A 19,633-nucleotide genomic window follows, 5' to 3' on the forward strand; every position below is an offset into this window, starting at 1 on the left:
AGGAGCTGCCGCAGGCTGCGATCTTTTGATCTTTGCGGCATCATGCCCTACCTGAATCCACCTCGACCCCAAACCATGACCTACAGCGTTTCCCCCATCGGCTTCGTGCGCTCCTGCTTCAAGGAGAAGTTCGCCATTCCGCGTCAGCCGCAACTGGCCCCGGCCGCCCGTGGCGTGCTGGAACTGGTGGCACCGTTCGATCAAGGGGACGCCGTACAGGGCCTGGAGCAGGTCAGCCATGTATGGCTGTTGTTCCTGTTCCACCAGGCCCTGGAAGAAAAGCCTCGCCTGAAGGTCCGCCCTCCTCGTCTGGGCGGCAACAAATCCATGGGCGTGTTCGCCACCCGCGCCACCCACCGCCCCAATGGCATCGGGCAGTCAGTGGTGAAACTGGACAAGGTCGAAGCCAACCGCTTGTGGATCTCGGGCATCGATCTGCTGGATGGCACGCCGATACTCGATATCAAACCCTACGTGCCCTACGCCGATATCATCGACACAGCCTCCAACAGCATCGCCAGCGCTGCGCCGCAGCTGATTCCCGTGCAGTGGACGGATGCAGCGCTGCAACAGGCTCACGGACACGCCCGGCGCCTTGCAGAGCCCTTGGTTGAGCTGATCGAGCAATGCCTGGCGCAGGATCCGCGCCCGGCCTATCAAACGCCTGCACCGGAGCGGGAATACGGCGCGCAGTTCTGGGATCTGGATGTGCGTTGGCATTACCCCACACCTGATCTGATCCGCGTCCTCGAAGTCATCCCGGCAAACATCTGAGCCCCACACACGACTGTGGGAGCGAGCTTGCTCGCGATGGCGGTGTATCAGTCAATGTTGAAGTTGACTGTCACACCGCCATCGCGAGCAAGCTCGCTCCCACAGGTAAAGCAGCAAGCAGTTACAGCTGCTTATTTCTCTACAAACGCACGCTCGATCAGGTAATCACCCGGCTCGCGCATCCGCGGCGAAACCTTCAGGCCGAAGCTGTTCAGCACTTCGCTGGTCTCGTCGAGCATGCTCGGGCTGCCGCACAGCATGGCGCGGTCGTCCTGCGGGTTGATCGGTGGCAGGCCGATATCGCTGAACAGCTTGCCGCTGCGCATCAGGTCGGTCAGGCGACCTTCGTTCTCGAACGGCTCGCGGGTCACGGTCGGGTAGTAGATCAACTTGTCACGCAATGCTTCGCCAAAGAATTCGTTCTGCGGCAGGTGCTCGGTGATGAACTCGCGGTAAGCGACTTCGTTGACGTAACGCACGCCGTGGCACAGGATCACTTTTTCGAAACGCTCGTAGGTTTCCGGGTCCTGGATGACGCTCATGAACGGCGCCAGACCGGTACCGGTGCTGAGCAGGTACAAATGTTTGCCAGGCTTCAAGTCATCCAGTACCAGCGTGCCGGTAGGCTTTTTGCTGATGATGATCTCGTCGCCTTCCTTCAGATGCTGCAACTGCGAAGTCAGCGGACCATCAGGCACCTTGATGCTGAAGAACTCGAGATGCTCTTCCCAGTTCGGGCTGGCAATCGAGTAAGCGCGCATAAGCGGGCGGCCGTTGGGCTGTTGCAGGCCGATCATCACGAACTGACCGTTCTCGAAGCGCAGGCCCGGATCACGGGTGCACTTGAAGCTGAACAGAGTGTCGTTCCAGTGGTGAACACTGAGGACACGCTCGTGGTTCATGTTGCTCATGTACGTGGGACTCCTGGAGATTTATCTGCGCGTGCTCGGTGTGCTCTGCAAAGAAAGCCAACTCTGCGCAATTGCATCGCATTCTAAAGGCAGAGACAATATCTGTTAAATGGATTATTAAGATAAGGGTTATCGGTTATATCGATATGCGATTTACTCTCCGTCAACTTCAAGTATTCGTCGCCGTCGCCCAGCAGGAAAGCGTATCCCGTGCTGCGGGTCTGCTCAACCTCTCACAATCGGCGGCGAGCACCTCGATCACCGAGCTGGAGCGCCAGTGCAGCTGCCAGTTGTTCGACCGCGCCGGCAAACGGTTGAGCCTCAACGCGCTCGGCAAACAGCTGCTGCCCCAGGCTGTGGCCTTACTGGACCAGGCCAAGGAAATCGAAGACCTGCTCAATGGCAAGTCCGGCTTCGGCTCACTGGCCGTGGGCGCGACCCTGACCATCGGCAATTACCTGGCCACCCTGCTGATCGGCAGCTTCATGCAACGCCATCCGGAAAGCCAGGTGAAGCTGCACGTGCAGAACACTGCCAATATCGTGCAACAAGTGGCCCACTATGAAATTGATCTGGGTCTAATCGAAGGCGACTGCAGTCACCCGGACATCGAAGTGCAAAGCTGGGTCGAGGACGAGTTGGTGGTGTTTTGCGCCCCTCAGCATCCGTTGGCCAAACGTGGCACGGCGACCATGGACGAGTTGAGTCACGAAGCCTGGATCTTGCGCGAACAAGGCTCAGGCACGCGGTTGACCTTCGATCAAGCCATGCGCCATCACCGCACTTCGTTAAACATTCGCCTGGAGCTCGAGCACACCGAAGCGATCAAGCGCGCGGTGGAGTCAGGTTTGGGGATTGGCTGCATTTCCAGGCTGGCTTTGCGCGACGCATTCCGCCGCGGCAGCCTGGTGCCTGTCGAGACGCCGGATCTGGATCTGGCGCGACAGTTTTATTTCATCTGGCATAAACAGAAATATCAGACCTCGGCGATGCGCGAGTTCCTCGAACTGTGCCGCGCTTTCACCGCAGGGGTCCAGCGCAGCGACGAGATCGTGCTGCCGACGATCGCTTAGAGCAGAATCACCGCCCACACCAGGGCAATCATGCTCAGCGCCACGAACTGGGCGGCACTGCCCATGTCCTTGGCATTCTTGGACAGCGGGTGCAGTTCAAGGGAAATGCGGTCGATGGCCGCTTCCACTGCCGAGTTGAGCAACTCGACGATCAACGCCAACAGGCATACCGCGATCAACAACGCCCGTTCGACCCGGCTGACATTCAGGAAGAACGAAAGGGGAATCAGGATGACGTTGAGCAATACCAATTGCCGAAAGGCGGCTTCACCGGTGAAGGCTGCGCGCAGGCCGTCCAGCGAATAACCGGAGGCATTGAGAATGCGTTTCAGGCCGGTCTGGCCTTTGAAAGGTGACATAGAGTAGGCAACTGACAAAAAAGAAGTGGGGAAGCTAGATCAACCAAAGTCAAAAAAGCGTGAAGTCGCCAGCCTTTAATGGCTGGAAATTGACTCAAGTTGTTGCAAGAGCAGCGCGGCCTGGGTCCGGGTCCGCACATTCAGTTTACGGAAAATCGCGGTCACGTGCGCCTTGATCGTCGCCTCGGAAACACTCAGCTCGTAGGCGATCTGCTTATTGAGCAAGCCTTCGCAGACCATGGTCAGCACCCGGAATTGCTGCGGCGTCAGGCTGGCAAGACCTTCGCTGGCCGCCTTGGCCTCTTGCGAGACGCTGACCGCTTCGAACGCCTGCGGCGGCCAGAACACATCGCCATCGAGGACCGCACGCACGGCTTTCTGGATCACACTCAAGTCGCTGGATTTGGGAATGAAGCCACTGGCGCCGAATTCACGAGACTTGACCATGATGGTCGGCTCTTCCTGGGCCGAAACCATGACCACCGGAATCTGCGGATACTGACCGCGCAGCAGGACCAGTCCGGAAAAACCGTAGGCTCCCGGCATGTTCAGGTCCAGTAGCACCAGATCCCAATCGGATTTTTCCGTCAGGCGCACTTCCAGTTCGGCGATGCTCGCCACTTCCACCAGACGGACATCCGGGCCAAGACCCAGGGTCAGCGCTTGGTGCAAGGCACTACGAAAAAGTGGGTGGTCATCGGCAATCAGGATTTCGTATGTGGCCATTTTTCAAATGATCCTGTTTTTTTTCATGGGACGCCCGATGCATTCGGACCTCGCCAAAGCACCTCAAGGCACAGCCACGGAGCCGCACCGACAAGGCACGTACAACGCAAAAAACGCGTTGCAAATTCAGGCCGCACCCTAATCGGCGCCAAGCATGCCCAGCGAAGCCGGGGTGGTCAAGCAGCATGGCCGGTACAGGTTATTGCAGTACGCGCAACAATCAGTCCATCAACGGAATGACCGGCTGGACATAGGGCATCAACTCGGCGTGCGCCGGGGTCGAAACGTTCATGTCCAACTGATGTTTGGCGTCGAGGTAATGCTGGCTGAACACATCGAAGTAGGCATCCAGCGCCGAGGCTGCGGTTACATCGCCTGCAAGGTCGAGGCACAGCGCCGCCACTTCCGCCGTGCACAGATGCTCGCTGCGAGTCGAGCGGCGCAACCGGTAGCGGGAGAGTTTCTCCGGCAGCAGGCTGAGGATCGGCAGTCGGTCGAAATAGGGGCTCTTGCGAAAGATCTTCCGTGCTTCGGTCCACGTCGCATCCAACAGAATGAACAGCGGGCGCTTCGTGCCATCGACGTCAACAGTGTTTGTCACGCGTTCAGGTTCGACGTACTCCCCCGGAAACACGAGGTAAGGCTGCCATTGCGGGTCGGACAACAGCGCCAGCAACTTCGGGTCGATCTCGGTACGGGACCAGATGAAGGCATGGTTGTCAGGTACCACGTCGGCGATCAGCCAACCGGTATTGCTCGGCTTGAACACTTCCTTGTTGGTCATGATCAGACACACGCCGGAGCGGGTAGCGACCTGCGGACGCCATGCGCACAAGCAGTGGCTCTCGATCACCCGACAGTCACGGCAACGCGGCGCACGCCAGCCTCGGGCCTGGATCGGCTTGATGCCCTCCTCCTCTCGCTGATCGCGCAAGCGGGCGACGGCATTCAAGGCAAATCGCGCGGGGGTATGGCTCATAGCGGGCAATGCCCATAGAGAAGGGAAATCGACACGAAAAACACTCGACAGGGTAAAAAGTGCCAGCAGTTTACCAGACCGCCTGGCGCAAGCCTGTACCGTCCAGCCCACCTCCCCTATAATTCGCCGCCACTGAACGCACAGTCACGTGACGGGTCCAAGCCCCATCACTGAACCAGGAGAGTTTCATGCTGCGCCTTATCGTTCCTACCGCGGCCATTTTGCTGGCGTCGTCCCTCAACGCTCAGGCTGCGTCCCTGAAAGACACGGAACTGAACAAAATGCTGCAAAACGTCGCCGCCCAGAGCAGCGTCGGCACTCCTCGAGCGATCAACGAAGACATACTCGATCAAGGCTACACCGTTGAAGGCAAACAGCTGATCAACCATCTGAGCGTGCAGAGCAGCCATGCCGACAAGATGCGTGCAGACCCGAAAGCGGTGTACTTCCAGTTGGGAGCTTCCGTCTGCAGAAACGAAGGGTTTCGCAAGCTGATGGCCAAGGGCGCGATCATGCGTTACGACTTCACCGAGGTGAAGACCAACCGTCCGGTCGGCTCCGCAAGTTTCCAGGAATCGGATTGCCTGCAATCGGCCAGGAAGAAAAAGTAATCACCGGGAATTGGCGCGCCGCTGTTCATCCTCGGCGCGCAGTTCTGCCAGCAGCGCCTGCAAGTAATGTGAACGGCGTTCGCCACCGCGCAAACGTCGGCAGCACTCCTCTTCGAGACTCAAATGATGGGTCTCGGCTGATGACTTCAGCAATCGATACAGCTGCGTATCGATCTCCAGAACGACTCTGGTCATGGTTACCGCCTCCCTGCACCTCACTCATGATTGAGCGACAAATCCTTAAACCGCTTGTACCGCGCGCCCTGCCGTTGACGCAAAGTTGTCGTGTGACGCTTGTAACTTAGTAAATCAGAGCGCAACACATGCGACGCACGTTCAGACGAGCGGTGAATACACCTTGCAAATCGTCAATAAGCGGTTGCCAGGAAAAACTTTGTGGCGCAATGATCAAGGCAGCGCAAATCACTGTGAAGGTCTAGATTTCAGGGTACCCACGTTTACTTTTTCAGGGCTCGAAAGGGGCTGGCCGTCGCTTGTCGTGTTGTGCGAACGTTTCTTTCATCCAAGGGAAAAACAGAACCTGTTTGGATGATCCGATGCTTTCGGATCAAGTAGATCGCCCAGGCATGGGCCAGGGCAGACAGCGACACATGGAGTGTCGTGGCACCGACGTACGTTCTCGGGCCGAGGGTTCTGTGCAGAAGGAGAAGTTGAATGCCTTACCAACCGAATGACCTCCTGAGCCGTCATTTTGAAGAAAGCGGCCACGACCTCATCAGCAAGGTCGAAGAACAACTCAAGCTGATTTCACCCAACAGTCCGAACGCCCCGATCTACCGCGACATGATCCTGACCGTGCTGCGCATGGCCCAGGAAGACCACAATCGCTGGAATGCCAAAATCACCCTGCAAGCCCTTCGCGAACTGGAACAGGCTTTCCGCGTGCTTGAACAGTTCAAGGGGCGACGCAAAGTCACCGTTTTCGGCTCGGCCCGAACCCCCATGGAACATCCGCTCTACAGCATGGCCCGGGAGCTCGGCGCTGCGCTGGCGCGCTCGGACATGATGGTCATTACCGGCGCTGGTGGCGGCATCATGGCCGCCGCCCATGATGGCGCCGGCCTGACACACAGTCTGGGGTTCAACATCACGCTGCCCTTCGAGCAACATGCCAACCCGACTGTCGACGGTACGACCAACCTGCTGCCCTTCCACTTCTTCTTCACTCGCAAGCTGTTCTTCGTCAAGGAAGCCGATGCCCTGGTGTTGTGCCCGGGCGGCTTCGGTACGCTGGACGAAGCGCTGGAAGTGCTGACGCTGATCCAGACCGGCAAGAGCCCATTGGTGCCAGTGGTGCTACTGGACACGCCGGGCGGCAAATTCTGGCAAGGCGCACTGGACTTCATTCATCAGCAACTGGAGGAAAACCACTACATCCTGTCCACTGACATGAAGCTGGTGAAACTGGTCTACAACGTCGAAGAAGCGGTAGAGCACATCAACCAGTTCTACAGCAACTTCCACTCCAGTCGCTGGCTCAAGCATCAGTTCCTGATTCGCATGAATCACGCACTCAGCGACCACGCACTCGAACACATACAGGAGGCTTTCGCCGACCTGTGCCTGAGCGATCATTTCCATCAGCAAACTTACAGCGGCGAAGTACACGATGAAGCCGAATTCAGCCATCTGGCGCGGCTGCTCTTCAACTTCAACGCCCGCAATCATGGCCGCCTGCGCGAGCTTGTGGACTACATCAACCTGCCGGAAAACTGGGCACAATCAAAACCCCAAGTGCAACAACGCACGCGGGAGCCCTCAAAGGTTACGTGAGGCATAAAAACGGCCCGCTATCGAAATAGCGGGCCGTTTCAGCTCAATCGTCCATCCCTCGACCGCTGAACAGGCGGTTGATCATTTCCATCGAGTATCCCCGATACGCCAGGAACCGGCCTTGTTTGGCTCGCTCCCGGGCGTCTGCCGGCAATTGCCCGGAGAACTTGCGCCGCCAGGTATCGGCCAGTTGCTCCTGCCAGTCGATACCGCTCTCACGCAGGGCGAGCTCAATATCGGTGCGCTGCAGGCCGCGCTGGCTCAACTCCTCACGGATGCGCAAAGGGCCATAACCGGAGCGGGCGCGGTAGGAAACGAAACTTTCGAGATAACGGGTTTCGGACAACAACCCCTCTTCCGTCAACCGGTCGAGTGCTGTTTCGATCATTTCAGGGAGGGCGCCGCGCTGACGCAGTTTACGCGTCAGCTCGACACGACCGTGCTCGCGTCGTGCGAGCAGGTCCATTGCGGTTCGTCGCACCGCGACGAGTGTATCGAGTACGGCGGTCATTGCTTCGATCAGATATCAGCGTCAGCCAGGTCGTCTTCGGTCTCTTTGACCGCAGAAGCTTTGGCGTCTGCTACCGACGAAGGGGACAGCAGCTTGTCACGCAGTTGCTTCTCCAGCTTTGCCGCGACTTCCGGGTTGTCTGCCAGGAACTTGGCCGAGTTGGCCTTGCCCTGACCGATCTTGGTGCCTTCATAGGCATACCAGGCGCCGGACTTCTCGACGAAACCGTGCAGAACACCCAGGTCGATCATCTCACCGTTGAGGTAGATGCCCTTGCCGTAAAGAATCTGGAACTCGGCCTGACGGAACGGCGAAGCCACCTTGTTCTTCACGACCTTGACGCGGGTTTCGCTACCGACGACCTCATCACCTTCTTTCACCGCGCCAGTACGACGGATGTCCAGACGAACCGATGCGTAGAACTTCAGTGCGTTACCACCGGTGGTGGTTTCCGGGCTACCGAACATCACGCCGATTTTCATACGGATCTGGTTGATGAAGATCACCAGGCAGTTGGCGTTCTTGATGTTGCCGGTGATTTTACGCAACGCCTGGGACATCAGACGGGCTTGCAGGCCCACGTGCATGTCACCCATTTCGCCTTCGATTTCAGCCTTTGGCACCAGGGCGGCCACGGAGTCGACGATGATCACGTCAACCGCGTTGGAACGCACCAGCATGTCGGTGATTTCCAGGGCCTGCTCGCCGGTGTCCGGCTGGGAAACCAGCAGGTCGTCGACGTTGACGCCCAGCTTGCCGGCGTACTCTGGGTCGAGGGCGTGTTCGGCGTCGACGAATGCGCAGGTCGCGCCGGCTTTTTGAGCCTGGGCGATCACGGACAAGGTCAGTGTGGTTTTACCGGAAGATTCAGGACCGTAGATTTCAACAATACGGCCTTTTGGCAGACCGCCGATGCCAAGAGCGATGTCCAGACCCAGAGAGCCGGTGGAGATGGCCGGGATCGCCTGACGGTCCTGATCGCCCATACGCATTACGGCACCCTTGCCGAATTGACGTTCGATCTGACCCAGGGCCGCAGCCAAGGCTTTCTTCTTGTTGTCGTCCATTAAAGTCCTCACGTAATCAATAAGGCCTGACGGCCAACACCTGTATAAGTAGCCAGTATTATTCCACAGCGATTCCGGATCGCCTACCCCTGATTTGAGATTTCTGCCGCGGCATACCGCAGCAGCCCCTCTAGCGCGGCCTTCACCGTTTGTCGGCGGACGTCGTCGCGATTACCCGGGAAGTGCTGCCGCTCGCAGAACACCTGGTCTCCGACACCCCAGGCCAGCCACACCGTGCCAACCGGCTTGCTCGCCGTTCCACCATCCGGCCCGGCGATGCCACTGACCGCCACGGAGAAATACGCGCTGTTTTTCTTCTGCGCCCCCCGGACCATGGCCTCGACCACCTCGCGACTGACCGCACCCACGGTGGTGAACAACTCAACCGGGACATCCAGTTGCAGGGTTTTCTGCCGGTTGGAGTAGGTGACATAACCGGCCTCGAACCAGGCCGAACTCCCGGGAATACGGGTGATTGCCTCGGCGATGCCTCCGCCGGTGCAGGACTCCGCCGTGGTGACGTGGGCATTGAGAACCTGCAGGCGTCTGCCGAGTTCGGCGGCGAGCTGGGTGATTTCGTTCACGGTCATCTCCTGATCGGGCGGGATGAGGTTAACCGTACACGAGCAGACCGCACTTGCAAGCGACAGGACCGATCAAAATGTGAGGAATCAGAGGCTCTGGAAAGGGACTGCCGGAGAATCAATCTTCCACGTCACCGGACGGAACATGGTCGACCCCCACGCGCTTGGCCGCCCAACGCTCATACAACCCTAAAACTACGTCTGTCCCGGCCATCGCCGCTAAACAACCACCCGCACAAGCTGCCCAAATGGAAACATTGCCGGCGTGCAGCAGCATGATGATCGAAGCGCCGCAGATCATGCTGGAGCCAGACCGCAGGCTCAGGCGCCGGACAAGGGGCCAGCCACGAACGCCGTCTTTATCGGCACGCCACATTTCACCGGTAACGCCACCGAGTATTGGCAGGCTGATGACCAACCAAAGAGGCATGTCCAGCAACGCATATTGCTCAGCGGTCATTTCGTGCCTCCTTGAGCGAACGGTCATTCCGTGTTCTTGATAGATAGGCGACAAGCCTATGCATTAATGCATGGACAGTCAATGCGTAAACGCATAAAAAGACCATCCGATGCCTTCAGCACACGAAAAAAACTCGCTCGGGAGGCGGGTTCTACCTGAACGCAGTGGGGGGGGGGTTAGCGGGCGTACATGCCCCACCAGAAGACATGGCCGAGGATAACAATCGGCTCCTCCTGGACGTCCTGAAAGGTGTAATCCTCGTCTGGATGCTCGTCTCGATTGAAGCTGCGCAAGCGAATCCCGGTCGGCAGCCGATACAACTGCTTCACCCGCAATTGACCGTTGTGATTGATGGCATAAAGGTCGCCGTCAACGATATCGCCAATGCCGCATTTGCCGGCATTGACCCCGACCGTGGCGCCGTCGCGCAGTACTGGCAACATGCTGTTGCCCCGCACAGTCACGCATTTGGCCTGGTCGAACTGCACACCGTTATGGCGCAGGCTTCGCTTGCCGAAGCGCAGGCTAGAGCGCTCGCTCTCCTCGATGACGAATCTTCCTGATCCTGCAGCCAATTCAACCTCGCGAAGAAAGGGGACCGACACCTCGTCATCATCGACGGGGGTATCGTCGTCCCACAGACTTATATCCTTGAGTTCCGAATGCACGGGAGCGCGCCTGGCATTAGCGGCAGACGAGACGTCCGCGCGGCCACGCAACTGATCGGTGCTCAAGGAGAAATACTCGGCGATCTTCGAAATATGTTTATCCGAGGGATCGACGATCTTCCCGCTGAGAATGCGCGAGAGCGTGGATTGAGGCACACCGGTTCGACGGTGAAGCTCCGTGGGGGAGATCCCGTGCTGATCGAGCAATGCTCTTAATACGGTCGATACGTTGCGTTTTTGCATAACACGCATAGTGCTTGCTCTTCTCGAAGAAGACAATGCCGATTTGCATAGTCGATGCATAACACGCTTTTTTTGCATCGTAAAAGGTGTCACCCGGCCGTGATGCCTGCGTCGGGTAGACCGCCCATGGTAACCTTGCGCCCATCGCGGAAAAGCCCGGCCGTTGCCCCGCTTTTGCCCCATCTCTTTGAACGAGCTTCCTGACAATCCGATGAATAAAGCCGTCTCCGACCTGTCCTCCCACACCCCGATGATGCAGCAGTACTGGCGCCTGAAAAACCAGCACCCGGACCAGCTGATGTTCTACCGCATGGGCGACTTCTACGAGATCTTCTATGAAGACGCGAAGAAGGCCGCCAAGTTGCTGGACATCACCCTGACGGCCCGTGGGCAGTCGGCCGGCCAGGCGATTCCGATGTGCGGGATTCCTTACCATGCCGCCGAGGGTTACCTGGCAAAACTGGTGAAGCTTGGCGAATCGGTGGTGATCTGCGAGCAGGTCGGCGACCCGGCCACCAGCAAAGGGCCCGTAGAGCGGCAGGTCGTGCGCATCATCACGCCGGGGACGGTGAGTGACGAAGCGCTGCTCGACGAGCGCCGCGACAACCTGATCGCCGCTGTTCTGGGTGATGAGCGCCTGTTCGGCCTGGCGGTGCTGGACATCACCAGTGGCAATTTCAGCGTGCTGGAAATCAAGGGTTGGGAAAATCTGCTGGCGGAGCTGGAGCGAGTCAACCCGGTAGAGCTGCTGATCCCGGATGACTGGCCCAAGGATTTGCCGGCGGAAAAACGTCGCGGTGTGCGTCGCCGTGCGCCGTGGGATTTCGAGCGCGATTCGGCGCTCAAAAGCCTGTGCCAGCAATTCTCGACCCAGGATCTCAAGGGCTTTGGCTGCGAAAACCTGACCCTGGCCATCGGCGCCGCCGGTTGCCTGCTGGCCTACGCCAAGGAAACCCAGCGTACCGCCCTGCCCCATTTGCGCAGCCTGCGGCACGAACGCCTGGACGATACCGTGGTGCTAGATGGCGCCAGCCGTCGTAACCTGGAGCTCGACACCAACCTGGCCGGGGGGCGCGACAACACCCTGCAATCGGTGGTGGATCGCTGCCAGACCGCCATGGGCAGCCGCCTGCTGACCCGCTGGCTGAATCGGCCGTTGCGCGATTTGACGGTGCTGCTGGCGCGTCAGACCTCGATCACTTGCCTGCTCGACGGTTACCGCTTCGAAAGACTGCAACCGCAGCTCAAGGAGATCGGCGACATCGAGCGGATTCTTGCGCGAATCGGTCTGCGCAATGCCCGCCCGCGCGACCTCGCCCGCTTGCGTGACGCCCTCGGCGCACTGCCCGAATTGCAAGTGGCGATGACGGAACTCGAAGCCCCGCATCTCCAGCAACTCGCCACCATCACCAGCACCTACCCGGAACTGGCGGCACTCCTGGAAAAAGCCATCATCGACAACCCGCCCGCGGTCATTCGTGACGGCGGCGTACTGAAAACCGGCTACGACAGCGAACTCGACGAACTGCAGTCGCTCAGCGAAAACGCCGGACAGTTCCTGATCGACCTCGAGGCGCGGGAAAAGGCTCGCACCGGCCTGTCGCACCTGAAGGTAGGTTACAACCGCATCCACGGCTACTTCATCGAACTGCCAAGCAAGCAGGCGGAATCGGCACCGGCCGACTACATTCGCCGCCAGACGCTCAAAGGTGCCGAGCGCTTCATTACACCGGAACTCAAAGCGTTCGAAGACAAGGCATTATCGGCCAAGAGCCGTGCCCTGGCCCGCGAGAAGATGCTTTACGAAGCGTTGCTCGAAGATCTGATCGCCCAGCTGCCACCCTTACAGGACACCGCCGGCGCCCTGGCCGAGCTGGACGTCTTGAGCAACCTGGCCGAGCGTGCGCTGAACCTCGACCTGAACTGCCCGCGCTTCGTCAGCGAACCGTGCATGCGCATCAGCCAGGGTCGTCACCCCGTGGTCGAACAAGTGCTGACCACGCCGTTCGTGGCCAACGACCTGAGCCTGGACGACAACACCCGCATGCTGGTGATCACCGGTCCGAACATGGGCGGTAAATCCACCTACATGCGTCAGACCGCATTGATTGTGCTGCTGGCGCACATCGGCAGCTTCGTGCCGGCGGCCAGTTGCGAATTGTCGCTGGTCGACCGCATCTTCACCCGGATCGGCTCCAGTGATGACCTGGCCGGCGGGCGTTCCACCTTTATGGTGGAAATGAGTGAAACCGCGAACATTCTGCACAACGCCACCGAGCGCAGCCTGGTGCTGATGGACGAAGTCGGACGCGGCACCAGCACGTTCGACGGTCTGTCCCTGGCATGGGCGGCGGCCGAGCGCCTGGCGCATCTGCGTGCCTACACGCTGTTCGCCACCCACTACTTTGAACTGACCGTCCTGCCGGAAGCCCAGCCGTTGGTGGCCAATGTGCACCTCAATGCCACCGAGCACAATGAACGCATCGTGTTCCTGCACCACGTGCTGCCTGGACCTGCCAGCCAGAGTTATGGCCTGGCCGTTGCGCAACTGGCGGGCGTACCGAGTGAAGTCATCACCCGTGCTCGTGAGCATTTGAGTCGACTGGAAGATACCGCCCTGCCCCATGAAACACCTGCACCGGCCAAAGGCAAACCGGCTGCGCCGCTGCAAAGCGATCTGTTTGCCAGCTTGCCGCACCCGGTACTGGATGATCTGGCCAAGCTGGATCTGGACGACATGACGCCACGTCGTGCTCTCGAAATGCTCTATACACTAAAGACACGGATCTAACACAGCGGCCTGCAAGCTGTTAGAATCTCGCGCGGTTTGGGATGCTGCTGGCTAATAGCCTGGCCAGCGGACTATCGCTCCCGAACCTGGCGACCCCTACGAAAAGGGGCGCAGCAAGCCGCGCCTGAGGAGAAAATTAGAAATGACCTTCGTCGTCACCGACAACTGCATCAAGTGCAAGTACACCGACTGCGTAGAAGTCTGTCCGGTGGACTGCTTTTACGAAGGCCCGAATTTCCTGGTGATCCACCCGGATGAGTGCATCGATTGCGCACTGTGCGAACCTGAATGCCCTGCCACGGCTATCTTCTCCGAAGATGAAGTTCCGGCCGGCATGGAGAATTTCATCGAGCTGAACGCTGAGCTTGCTGAAATCTGGCCGAACATCACCGAACGTAAAGATCCGCTGCCCGACGCTGAAGAGTGGGACGGCAAGCCAGGCAAGATCGCAGACCTCGAACGCTGATTACCCCCGCGTTCCTGTAAAAGGCCCCAAAAGGGCCTTTTTGCTTTTCTGCAGGCAAAAAAAGGGGCGGTTTGACCCGCCCACATTTTTTCCCTATTCCCTGTGTTCCTTTTCATCGTCCTGATGAATCGCGTCCTGCGATGTCCATTTCCCTCATCCATGAAGGACGTGTCTATCCGTCGACACAACTTGAATATTAGAGTTTCCCCCCCGGAGATCAACCGCCCCTTGGCGCGAATCCCAGCTGTCACACTTCATTAACAATAAAAAATAGCCATATAAATCATAAAGATAGATGACAATAAAGTTCAGTATGGACGATTGCCAGGGTGTAAAAATAACGAACACTTACGCAAGTGTAAGCCTGGACTTACAGCACGAAACCAAAATCCCGAGTGGACTCGATCTCCTGCCCAGGCAATAAAAAACCCCGAACCAGTCGGGGTTTTTTATGCCATCGCAGTGAGCGTCTTATTGGAACAGCGACTCGCTCGACAGACCATTTTTTTCCAGGATCTCGCGCAGCCGCTTCAAGCCTTCGACCTGAATCTGCCTGACCCGCTCACGGGTCAGGCCGATTTCCAGGCCTACGTCTTCAAGGGTGCTGCTTTCATGACCGCGCAGGCCGAAGCGGCGTACTACCACTTCGCGTTGCTTGTCGGTCAGCTCCGAGAGCCATTGATCGATGCTCTGGGACAGGTCGTCGTCCTGCAACAGTTCGCATGGATCGGTTGGACGGTCGTCAGTCAGGGTATCAAGCAGGGTTTTATCCGAGTCGGGACCCAGCGAGACGTCGACCGAGGAAACCCGTTCGTTCAGGCCGAGCATACGCTTGACCTCTCCCACCGGCTTTTCCAGCAGGTTGGCGATTTCTTCGGGTGAGGGTTCATGGTCGAGTTTTTGCGTCAGTTCCCGCGCGGCCCGCAGGTACACATTCAGTTCTTTGACCACATGGATCGGCAACCGGATGGTCCGGGTCTGATTCATGATTGCGCGTTCGATGGTTTGGCGAATCCACCAGGTCGCGTAGGTCGAGAAGCGGAAACCGCGTTCCGGATCGAACTTCTCCACCGCCCGGATCAAGCCGAGGTTGCCCTCTTCGATCAGGTCCAGCAGCGACAACCCACGATTGACGTAGCGTCGGGCGATTTTCACCACCAGCCGCAGGTTGCTTTCAATCATGCGTTTGCGCCCAGCCGGATCGCCACTTTGCGACAGGCGCGCAAAATGAACTTCTTCTTCGGGTGACAGCAGGGGAGAAAAACCAATTTCATTGAGATACAGCTGCGTGGCATCAAGTGCCCGCGTGTAGTCAATGTACTTGTGCTGTTTCAGCGATGCGGAGTGTTTGGATTTGGCACGAACGGAAGGTGGAGCCGCCCCTTCATCATTCGACATCGAATCCATATCGATGCTGCTCTCCATCAGGAGAACCTCATCGTCGATGTCAAACTCCGGCACTTCTTTACTGAGAGCCATTGTTATAGTCCTTTGGTGAGTTCGACCTCAAGCTCAAGCGGCGCCTTTATCCCTGGCAACGCTGGAGCCTGTCCCCTCTACGCGACGGAACAGGCTGGTAAGCGATCAACGACGCGGCAGGAATTGCAGCGGATCTACAGGTTTACCCTGGCGGCGAATCTCAAAATGCAGTTTCACCCGGTCTGTACCCGTTGACCCCATTTCGGCAATTGTCTGTCCGACCTTGACCTGCTGCCCCTCCCGAACCAACAGCCTGCGGTTATGTCCGTAGGCGCTTACGTAGGTTTCACTGTGTTTGATGATCACTAATTCGCCGTAGCCCCTTAAGCCACTCCCGGCATATACCACCGTCCCATCAGACGCAGCTAAAACAGGCTGTCCCAAATCTCCGGCGATATCAATTCCTTTATTCAAACTACCGTTTGAAGAGAATTTCCCGATAAGAATGCCATTAGATGGCCACCCCCAGCCGGTCGGGGCTGGCCCGGGAGGGGGCAATGGCGCGGGGGCAGGCTTGCTCGCGACGGACGGTACAACCGTCGTTGTGCTGGTGGTCGTACCGTTTGCCGAACGACGGATGACCGTGGTTTTACTCGACGACGAAGGTGTTGAACTGGACGAACTGACCACCGCCGTCGACGTTGAATCGGTACGACCATCAAAGCGAATCGTCTGACCCGGACGGATGGTGTAAGGCGCAGCAATGTTGTTGCGCGCCGCCAGGGCCTTGTAGTCCCAACCGTAACGGAAGGCAATGGAGAACAGGGTGTCCTTGGGCCGAACGACGTATTGTCCGGTGGTCACGACCGGGCGCTGAGGCGCGGCATTGTTGCGGTCCACGACACGAACATCGCTGGACTTGTTGCTGGAACAACCGACCAGCAAGGTGCTCAAGACAAGGCCAGTCACCAGGCGCTGAAAGCTCGTTTTACTCATTCGCTGCGCAATGACTGTGAGACTCACCCGCCGCTCCCTCTGTGGTGGCTGAAAATGTGAAATGCCGGAGTCCGGCAATGAACTGTCGCAAGTATAACGGGCCGTGCATGCTTTACCTTTAATGTGGCGAATCGTTGTCGCGCACACGTTTGCTGCCTGACGATGAATCCCGTTTAACCGCACGATGCCGCTGTAAGACAAAGGCAATCGCAGAGAATTCAGCGTGCCGAAACAAATGCTCAGGCCAGTGGCCCATTGAGCAATGGCACGAAGCGTACAGCCCCCAGAACATGCCTGGAAAAACCCTGCTCTTCGCGAATGATCAGCATCAATTGCTGGACTTCTCCGGACCCGACAGGGATCACCATGCGGCCTCCCGGTGCCAACTGGTCAAGCAATGCCTGGGGCACATCGGTCGCCACGGCGGTGACGATAATCCCGTTGTACGGCGCCAGTGCCGGCCAGCCCTCCCAGCCATCGCCCCAGCGGAACACCACGTTGCGCAGGTTCAGCTCAACCAGACGTTCTTTCGCACGATCCTGCAAAACCTTGATGCGCTCGACCGAGAACACACGCTCGACGAGTTGCGACAGCACCGCCGTCTGATACCCCGAGCCGGTGCCGATCTCCAGCACCTTGTCGAGGGGACCGGCCTCCAGCAGCAGCTCGCTCATGCGCGCCACCATATATGGCTGGGAGATAGTCTGGTTATTGCCGATCGGCAGCGCTGTGTCTTCATAGGCACGGTGCGCCAACGCTTCATCGACGAACAGGTGGCGCGGGGTCCGGCGAATGACCTCCAGCACCCTGGCGTTGCAGATACCTTCTTCGTACAGGCGCTGGATGAGCCGCTCCCGGGTTCGCTGGGAGGTCATGCCAATGCCGCGACGCAGCATATCGTCTTGTTCGCGACCCATCAGCGCAGCCCCTCCAGCCAGCCGTCCAGACTTCTGAAGGCATCATTGAAGGTGCGATCCAGTTGCAACGGCGTGATCGAAACATATCCCTGCATCACTGCATGGAAATCGGTACCCGGGCCACCGTCTTCGGCATCCCCGGCCGCCGCGATCCAGTAACCGGACTTGCCCCGCGGATCCACCACTTTCATCGGTGCCGCGGCACGGGCGCGATGACCCAGGCGGGTCAGCTGGATACCGCGGATATGGTCCAGCGGCAAATTGGGGATGTTCACGTTCAGTACCGTGCGCGGTGGCAGATCCAGGTCAGCATGGGCTTCGACCAGTTTGCGCGCGAAATAGGCAGCCGTGGGAAGGTTCTCTACCTGACGAGAGACAAGCGAAAAGGCAAACGAAGGGTGTTTCAGGAAACGTCCCTCAAGGGCCGCCGCCACCGTACCGGAATACAGGACATCGTCCCCCAGGTTCGCGCCCAGGTTGATACCGGAAACCACCATGTCAGCTTCGCGCTCCAGCAGGCCGTTGAGGCCCAGGTGCACACAGTCGGTGGGTGTGCCGTTGAGGCTGATAAAGCCGTTGGCCAGGGTTTGCGGGTGCAACGGACGGTCGAGCGTCAGCGAACTGCTGGCGCCGCTTTTGTCCTGGTCCGGGGCGATAACCACGCATTCGGTGTAATCCGCCAGCGCAGCATAAAGCGCGGCGAGACCGGGTGCGGTTACCCCATCGTCGTTAGAAATCAGAATACGCATGGGCTGTCCGTCTGCCCCACCGGCACCAGATCAACAAGCTCACGCACCAATACGGTGGCGAAGCATCCGGCCGGCAGGATGAATTCCAGTTGCAGAATGTCAGGCTCGGGATAATGCCACGTCAGCCCGCCAATGGGCAGCCGCAGGATGCGACGTTCGTGGCTCATACCGGCGTTGATCAACCAGTCACGCAAATCTGCTTCGCGTGCGGCGATGGCCTGCTCCAGTTCATGGACAACGCCCGTGGCCGGCGAGTCACCTTCGCCCCACTGCGGACCGGTCGGGTGCAGATCGAGAATCGCCAGGCGCGGGTCGCTGCACTCGGCTTCGCCTGCCGGGAAAAAGCTGCGACTGTCGGTGAACGCCAGCAGATCGCCCACCTGGGCACGCTGCCAGGTGCCATCGGCGACACGCGCGGCCAGCACCTGATTGAACAAAAAACTGCGCGCCGTGGAAAGCAGCCGTGAGCGTACATTGCGCTGCTCCGGCAAAGCCTTGCGCGCAGCCCAGGCGCGAGCATCGACGACGTTGCCGCCGTCATGGCCGAAACGCTGGGCGCCGAAATAATTGGGGATGCCTTGTTTGGCGATCAGTTGCAGACGCTCTTCAATCGCAGTCTTGTCACCGGCAAATTGCGTCAGGCGCAAGGTGAAGCCGTTGGCCGAGTGCGCACCGCGTTGCAGCTTGCGCTTGTGGCGGGCGGTCTTGAGGATCTTCAGCGTGTCGTTTTGCGCGGCCGACAGATCAGGGTCGGCCTTGCCCGGCAGTTGCACGCTGAACCACTGGCGAGTCAACGCCTGACGGTCCTTGAGCCCGGCATAGCTGACGGTGCGCAATGGCACACCTGCTGCCTTGGCAATCCGCCGTGCCGCTTCTTCTGTGTTCAGACCGCGCTTTTCCACCCAGATCCACAGGTGTTCGCCTTCGCCACTCAGGGGGATGTCGAGGACTTCGTCGACCTGGAAATCTTCCGCGATGGCTTTCAGTACCGCGGTGCCGAGGGGCTCACCATAGGCCCGCGGGCCGAGCAGTTGCGCCTCGTTCATGCGCGCAGCAACATGGCAACGGAGTGCACGGCAATGCCTTCTTCGCGACCGACAAAGCCGAGCTTTTCGGTGGTGGTAGCTTTCACGTTCACTTGATCCAACTCTACTTGAAGATCCGCGGCAATCAGCGCGCGCATCGATTCGATATGCGGGGCCATTTTCGGCGCTTGGGCGACAATGGTGTTATCGACGTTGCCGACTTTCCAGCCCTTGGCATGGACCAGCGCGACGACGTGACGCAACAGCGCACGGCTGTCGGCACCCTTGAATTGCGGGTCGGTATCCGGGAAATGCTTGCCGATGTCGCCCAGCGCCGCGGCGCCGAGCAAGGCATCGCTCAAGGCGTGCAAGAGGACGTCACCGTCAGAGTGAGCGAGCAGTCCGAAGCTGTGTGCAATACGCACGCCGCCCAGAGTGATGAAATCGCCTTCAGCGAAACGGTGCACATCGTAGCCGTGGCCAATACGCATAAAAAAACGCCCCGATTTT

22 protein-coding genes are annotated in these 19,633 nt (G+C 58.8%); 6 read left to right on the forward strand and 16 right to left on the reverse strand.

The genetic code is table 11. The annotated features are described in order from the left end of the window. Positions 1-75 precede the first annotated feature (75 nt). A complete protein-coding gene (gene tsaA / locus ACM6IK_RS08440; RefSeq protein WP_414873942.1) occupies positions 76-774 on the forward strand; it encodes a tRNA (N6-threonylcarbamoyladenosine(37)-N6)-methyltransferase TrmO in 699 nt (232 codons plus the stop codon). A 131-nt stretch (positions 775-905) separates the two neighbouring features. On the opposite strand, the gene fpr is transcribed toward tsaA, so the two are convergent. Continuing rightward, positions 906-1,685: a ferredoxin-NADP reductase gene (fpr, locus tag ACM6IK_RS08445; protein WP_003443014.1), complete on the reverse strand. Its 780-nt coding sequence runs from the start codon at positions 1,683-1,685 to the stop codon at positions 906-908. A gap of 146 nt (positions 1,686-1,831) precedes the next feature. Between fpr and ACM6IK_RS08450 the strand changes: the two genes are divergently transcribed. Next, positions 1,832-2,758: a LysR family transcriptional regulator gene (locus ACM6IK_RS08450; protein ID WP_056720912.1), complete on the forward strand. Its 927-nt coding sequence runs from the start codon at positions 1,832-1,834 to the stop codon at positions 2,756-2,758. Here the strand turns inward: ACM6IK_RS08450 and ACM6IK_RS08455 are convergent. From ACM6IK_RS08455 to ACM6IK_RS08465, 3 genes are all read right to left on the reverse strand, one after another. After that, positions 2,755-3,117, reverse strand: coding sequence for a diacylglycerol kinase (locus tag ACM6IK_RS08455; RefSeq protein WP_414873943.1), 363 nt, complete (start codon positions 3,115-3,117; stop codon positions 2,755-2,757). The genes ACM6IK_RS08450 and ACM6IK_RS08455 overlap by 4 nt on opposite strands. A 75-nt stretch (positions 3,118-3,192) precedes the next feature. Further along, on the reverse strand, positions 3,193-3,843 hold the full coding sequence (gene erdR, locus ACM6IK_RS08460) for a response regulator transcription factor ErdR (protein ID WP_414873944.1): 651 nt from the start codon (positions 3,841-3,843) through the stop codon (positions 3,193-3,195). A gap of 220 nt (positions 3,844-4,063) precedes the next feature. Next, complete coding sequence (locus ACM6IK_RS08465; RefSeq protein ID WP_414873945.1) at positions 4,064-4,822, reverse strand: tRNA-uridine aminocarboxypropyltransferase; 759 nt, start codon at positions 4,820-4,822, stop codon at positions 4,064-4,066. A 188-nt stretch (positions 4,823-5,010) separates the two neighbouring features. Here ACM6IK_RS08465 and ACM6IK_RS08470 point away from each other — a divergent pair, with 188 nt between their 5' ends. Continuing rightward, on the forward strand, positions 5,011-5,433 hold the full coding sequence (locus tag ACM6IK_RS08470) for a PA3611 family quorum-sensing-regulated virulence factor (protein ID WP_414873946.1): 423 nt from the start codon (positions 5,011-5,013) through the stop codon (positions 5,431-5,433). Here ACM6IK_RS08470 and ACM6IK_RS08475 read toward each other — a convergent pair whose 3' ends face one another. Beyond that, positions 5,434-5,628: a hypothetical protein gene (locus ACM6IK_RS08475; protein ID WP_218430242.1), complete on the reverse strand. Its 195-nt coding sequence runs from the start codon at positions 5,626-5,628 to the stop codon at positions 5,434-5,436. Positions 5,629-6,108: 480 nt separating this feature from the next. On the opposite strand from ACM6IK_RS08475, the gene ACM6IK_RS08480 reads away from it, so the two are divergent. After that, complete coding sequence (locus ACM6IK_RS08480; RefSeq protein ID WP_414873947.1) at positions 6,109-7,227, forward strand: TIGR00730 family Rossman fold protein; 1,119 nt, start codon at positions 6,109-6,111, stop codon at positions 7,225-7,227. Between the two features lie 43 nt (positions 7,228-7,270). Here the strand turns inward: ACM6IK_RS08480 and recX are convergent, their stop codons facing one another. From recX to ACM6IK_RS08505, 5 genes are all read right to left on the reverse strand, one after another. Further along, positions 7,271-7,738, reverse strand: a complete 468-nt coding sequence (gene recX / locus ACM6IK_RS08485) for a recombination regulator RecX (protein ID WP_008054083.1) — start codon at positions 7,736-7,738, stop codon at positions 7,271-7,273. Between the two features lie 8 nt (positions 7,739-7,746). Then, positions 7,747-8,805: a recombinase RecA gene (gene recA / locus ACM6IK_RS08490; protein ID WP_046041172.1), complete on the reverse strand. Its 1,059-nt coding sequence runs from the start codon at positions 8,803-8,805 to the stop codon at positions 7,747-7,749. Between the two features lie 83 nt (positions 8,806-8,888). Beyond that, positions 8,889-9,389, reverse strand: a complete 501-nt coding sequence (locus ACM6IK_RS08495) for a CinA family protein (RefSeq protein ID WP_057400907.1) — start codon at positions 9,387-9,389, stop codon at positions 8,889-8,891. Positions 9,390-9,507: 118 nt separating this feature from the next. After that, positions 9,508-9,849, reverse strand: coding sequence for a phage holin family protein (locus tag ACM6IK_RS08500; RefSeq protein ID WP_414873948.1), 342 nt, complete (start codon positions 9,847-9,849; stop codon positions 9,508-9,510). A 176-nt stretch (positions 9,850-10,025) separates the two neighbouring features. Further along, positions 10,026-10,760 carry an XRE family transcriptional regulator gene (locus ACM6IK_RS08505; RefSeq protein ID WP_414874308.1) on the reverse strand — a complete coding sequence of 245 codons (735 nt, stop codon included), beginning with the start codon at positions 10,758-10,760 and terminating at the stop codon, positions 10,026-10,028. 211 nt (positions 10,761-10,971) lie between these two features. On the opposite strand from ACM6IK_RS08505, the gene mutS reads away from it, so the two are divergent. Together mutS and fdxA are read left to right on the forward strand one after the other, a co-directional pair. After that, positions 10,972-13,551: a DNA mismatch repair protein MutS gene (mutS, locus tag ACM6IK_RS08510; protein WP_414873949.1), complete on the forward strand. Its 2,580-nt coding sequence runs from the start codon at positions 10,972-10,974 to the stop codon at positions 13,549-13,551. A 142-nt stretch (positions 13,552-13,693) separates the two neighbouring features. Next, complete coding sequence (gene fdxA / locus ACM6IK_RS08515) at positions 13,694-14,017, forward strand: ferredoxin FdxA (RefSeq protein ID WP_414873950.1); 324 nt, start codon at positions 13,694-13,696, stop codon at positions 14,015-14,017. 471 nt (positions 14,018-14,488) lie between these two features. Here the strand turns inward: fdxA and rpoS are convergent, their stop codons facing one another. The 6 genes from rpoS to ispF form a co-directional block, all read right to left on the reverse strand. Then, positions 14,489-15,496, reverse strand: a complete 1,008-nt coding sequence (gene rpoS / locus ACM6IK_RS08520; protein WP_108216679.1) for an RNA polymerase sigma factor RpoS — start codon at positions 15,494-15,496, stop codon at positions 14,489-14,491. 105 nt (positions 15,497-15,601) lie between these two features. Beyond that, positions 15,602-16,459 carry a peptidoglycan DD-metalloendopeptidase family protein gene (locus tag ACM6IK_RS08525; protein ID WP_414873951.1) on the reverse strand — a complete coding sequence of 286 codons (858 nt, stop codon included), beginning with the start codon at positions 16,457-16,459 and terminating at the stop codon, positions 15,602-15,604. A gap of 212 nt (positions 16,460-16,671) precedes the next feature. Then, positions 16,672-17,307 carry a protein-L-isoaspartate(D-aspartate) O-methyltransferase gene (locus ACM6IK_RS08530; RefSeq protein WP_223546805.1) on the reverse strand — a complete coding sequence of 212 codons (636 nt, stop codon included), beginning with the start codon at positions 17,305-17,307 and terminating at the stop codon, positions 16,672-16,674. Between the two features lie 41 nt (positions 17,308-17,348). Further along, the gene (surE, locus tag ACM6IK_RS08535) at positions 17,349-18,098 is read right to left on the reverse strand and encodes a 5'/3'-nucleotidase SurE (RefSeq protein WP_108216677.1); all 750 of its coding nucleotides are present in this window, start codon (positions 18,096-18,098) and stop codon (positions 17,349-17,351) included. Further along, positions 18,086-19,144 (reverse strand): tRNA pseudouridine(13) synthase TruD, encoded by a 1,059-nt coding sequence (gene truD, locus ACM6IK_RS08540; protein WP_414873952.1) that lies wholly within the window; start codon positions 19,142-19,144, stop codon positions 18,086-18,088. Before truD ends, surE begins: the two co-directional genes overlap by 13 nt. Beyond that, entirely contained in the window at positions 19,141-19,614 is a 474-nt protein-coding gene (gene ispF, locus ACM6IK_RS08545) for a 2-C-methyl-D-erythritol 2,4-cyclodiphosphate synthase (RefSeq protein WP_414873953.1), read from the reverse strand. The genes truD and ispF overlap by 4 nt, the downstream gene beginning before the upstream one ends. Positions 19,615-19,633 lie beyond the last annotated feature (19 nt).

The sequence above is a fragment of the Pseudomonas sp. IT-196MI5 genome (genome assembly GCF_949767415.1).
Classification (GTDB): Bacteria; Pseudomonadota; Gammaproteobacteria; order Pseudomonadales; family Pseudomonadaceae; genus Aquipseudomonas.

Excerpts from the sequence above, each read along its gene's own strand:
- ACM6IK_RS08500 (WP_414873948.1), bottom strand. The coding sequence starts at position 9,849 with ATGACCGCTGAGCAATATGCGTTGCTGGACATGCCTCTTTGGTTGGTC.
- ACM6IK_RS08465 (WP_414873945.1), bottom strand. The coding sequence starts at position 4,822 with ATGAGCCATACCCCCGCGCGATTTGCCTTGAATGCCGTCGCCCGCTTG.
- fdxA (WP_414873950.1), top strand. The coding sequence starts at position 13,694 with ATGACCTTCGTCGTCACCGACAACTGCATCAAGTGCAAGTACACCGAC.
- truD (WP_414873952.1), bottom strand. The coding sequence starts at position 19,144 with ATGAACGAGGCGCAACTGCTCGGCCCGCGGGCCTATGGTGAGCCCCTC.
- surE (WP_108216677.1), bottom strand. The coding sequence starts at position 18,098 with ATGCGTATTCTGATTTCTAACGACGATGGGGTAACCGCACCCGGTCTC.
- ACM6IK_RS08505 (WP_414874308.1), bottom strand. The coding sequence starts at position 10,760 with ATGCAAAAACGCAACGTATCGACCGTATTAAGAGCATTGCTCGATCAG.
- ACM6IK_RS08450 (WP_056720912.1), top strand. The coding sequence starts at position 1,832 with ATGCGATTTACTCTCCGTCAACTTCAAGTATTCGTCGCCGTCGCCCAG.
- recX (WP_008054083.1), bottom strand. The coding sequence starts at position 7,738 with ATGACCGCCGTACTCGATACACTCGTCGCGGTGCGACGAACCGCAATG.
- ACM6IK_RS08455 (WP_414873943.1), bottom strand. The coding sequence starts at position 3,117 with ATGTCACCTTTCAAAGGCCAGACCGGCCTGAAACGCATTCTCAATGCC.
- ACM6IK_RS08530 (WP_223546805.1), bottom strand. The coding sequence starts at position 17,307 with ATGACCTCCCAGCGAACCCGGGAGCGGCTCATCCAGCGCCTGTACGAA.
- ACM6IK_RS08470 (WP_414873946.1), top strand. The coding sequence starts at position 5,011 with ATGCTGCGCCTTATCGTTCCTACCGCGGCCATTTTGCTGGCGTCGTCC.
- ispF (WP_414873953.1), bottom strand. The coding sequence starts at position 19,614 with ATGCGTATTGGCCACGGCTACGATGTGCACCGTTTCGCTGAAGGCGAT.
- erdR (WP_414873944.1), bottom strand. The coding sequence starts at position 3,843 with ATGGCCACATACGAAATCCTGATTGCCGATGACCACCCACTTTTTCGT.
- ACM6IK_RS08480 (WP_414873947.1), top strand. The coding sequence starts at position 6,109 with ATGCCTTACCAACCGAATGACCTCCTGAGCCGTCATTTTGAAGAAAGC.
- fpr (WP_003443014.1), bottom strand. The coding sequence starts at position 1,685 with ATGAGCAACATGAACCACGAGCGTGTCCTCAGTGTTCACCACTGGAAC.
- mutS (WP_414873949.1), top strand. The coding sequence starts at position 10,972 with ATGAATAAAGCCGTCTCCGACCTGTCCTCCCACACCCCGATGATGCAG.
- recA (WP_046041172.1), bottom strand. The coding sequence starts at position 8,805 with ATGGACGACAACAAGAAGAAAGCCTTGGCTGCGGCCCTGGGTCAGATC.
- ACM6IK_RS08475 (WP_218430242.1), bottom strand. The coding sequence starts at position 5,628 with ATGACCAGAGTCGTTCTGGAGATCGATACGCAGCTGTATCGATTGCTG.
- tsaA (WP_414873942.1), top strand. The coding sequence starts at position 76 with ATGACCTACAGCGTTTCCCCCATCGGCTTCGTGCGCTCCTGCTTCAAG.
- rpoS (WP_108216679.1), bottom strand. The coding sequence starts at position 15,496 with ATGGCTCTCAGTAAAGAAGTGCCGGAGTTTGACATCGACGATGAGGTT.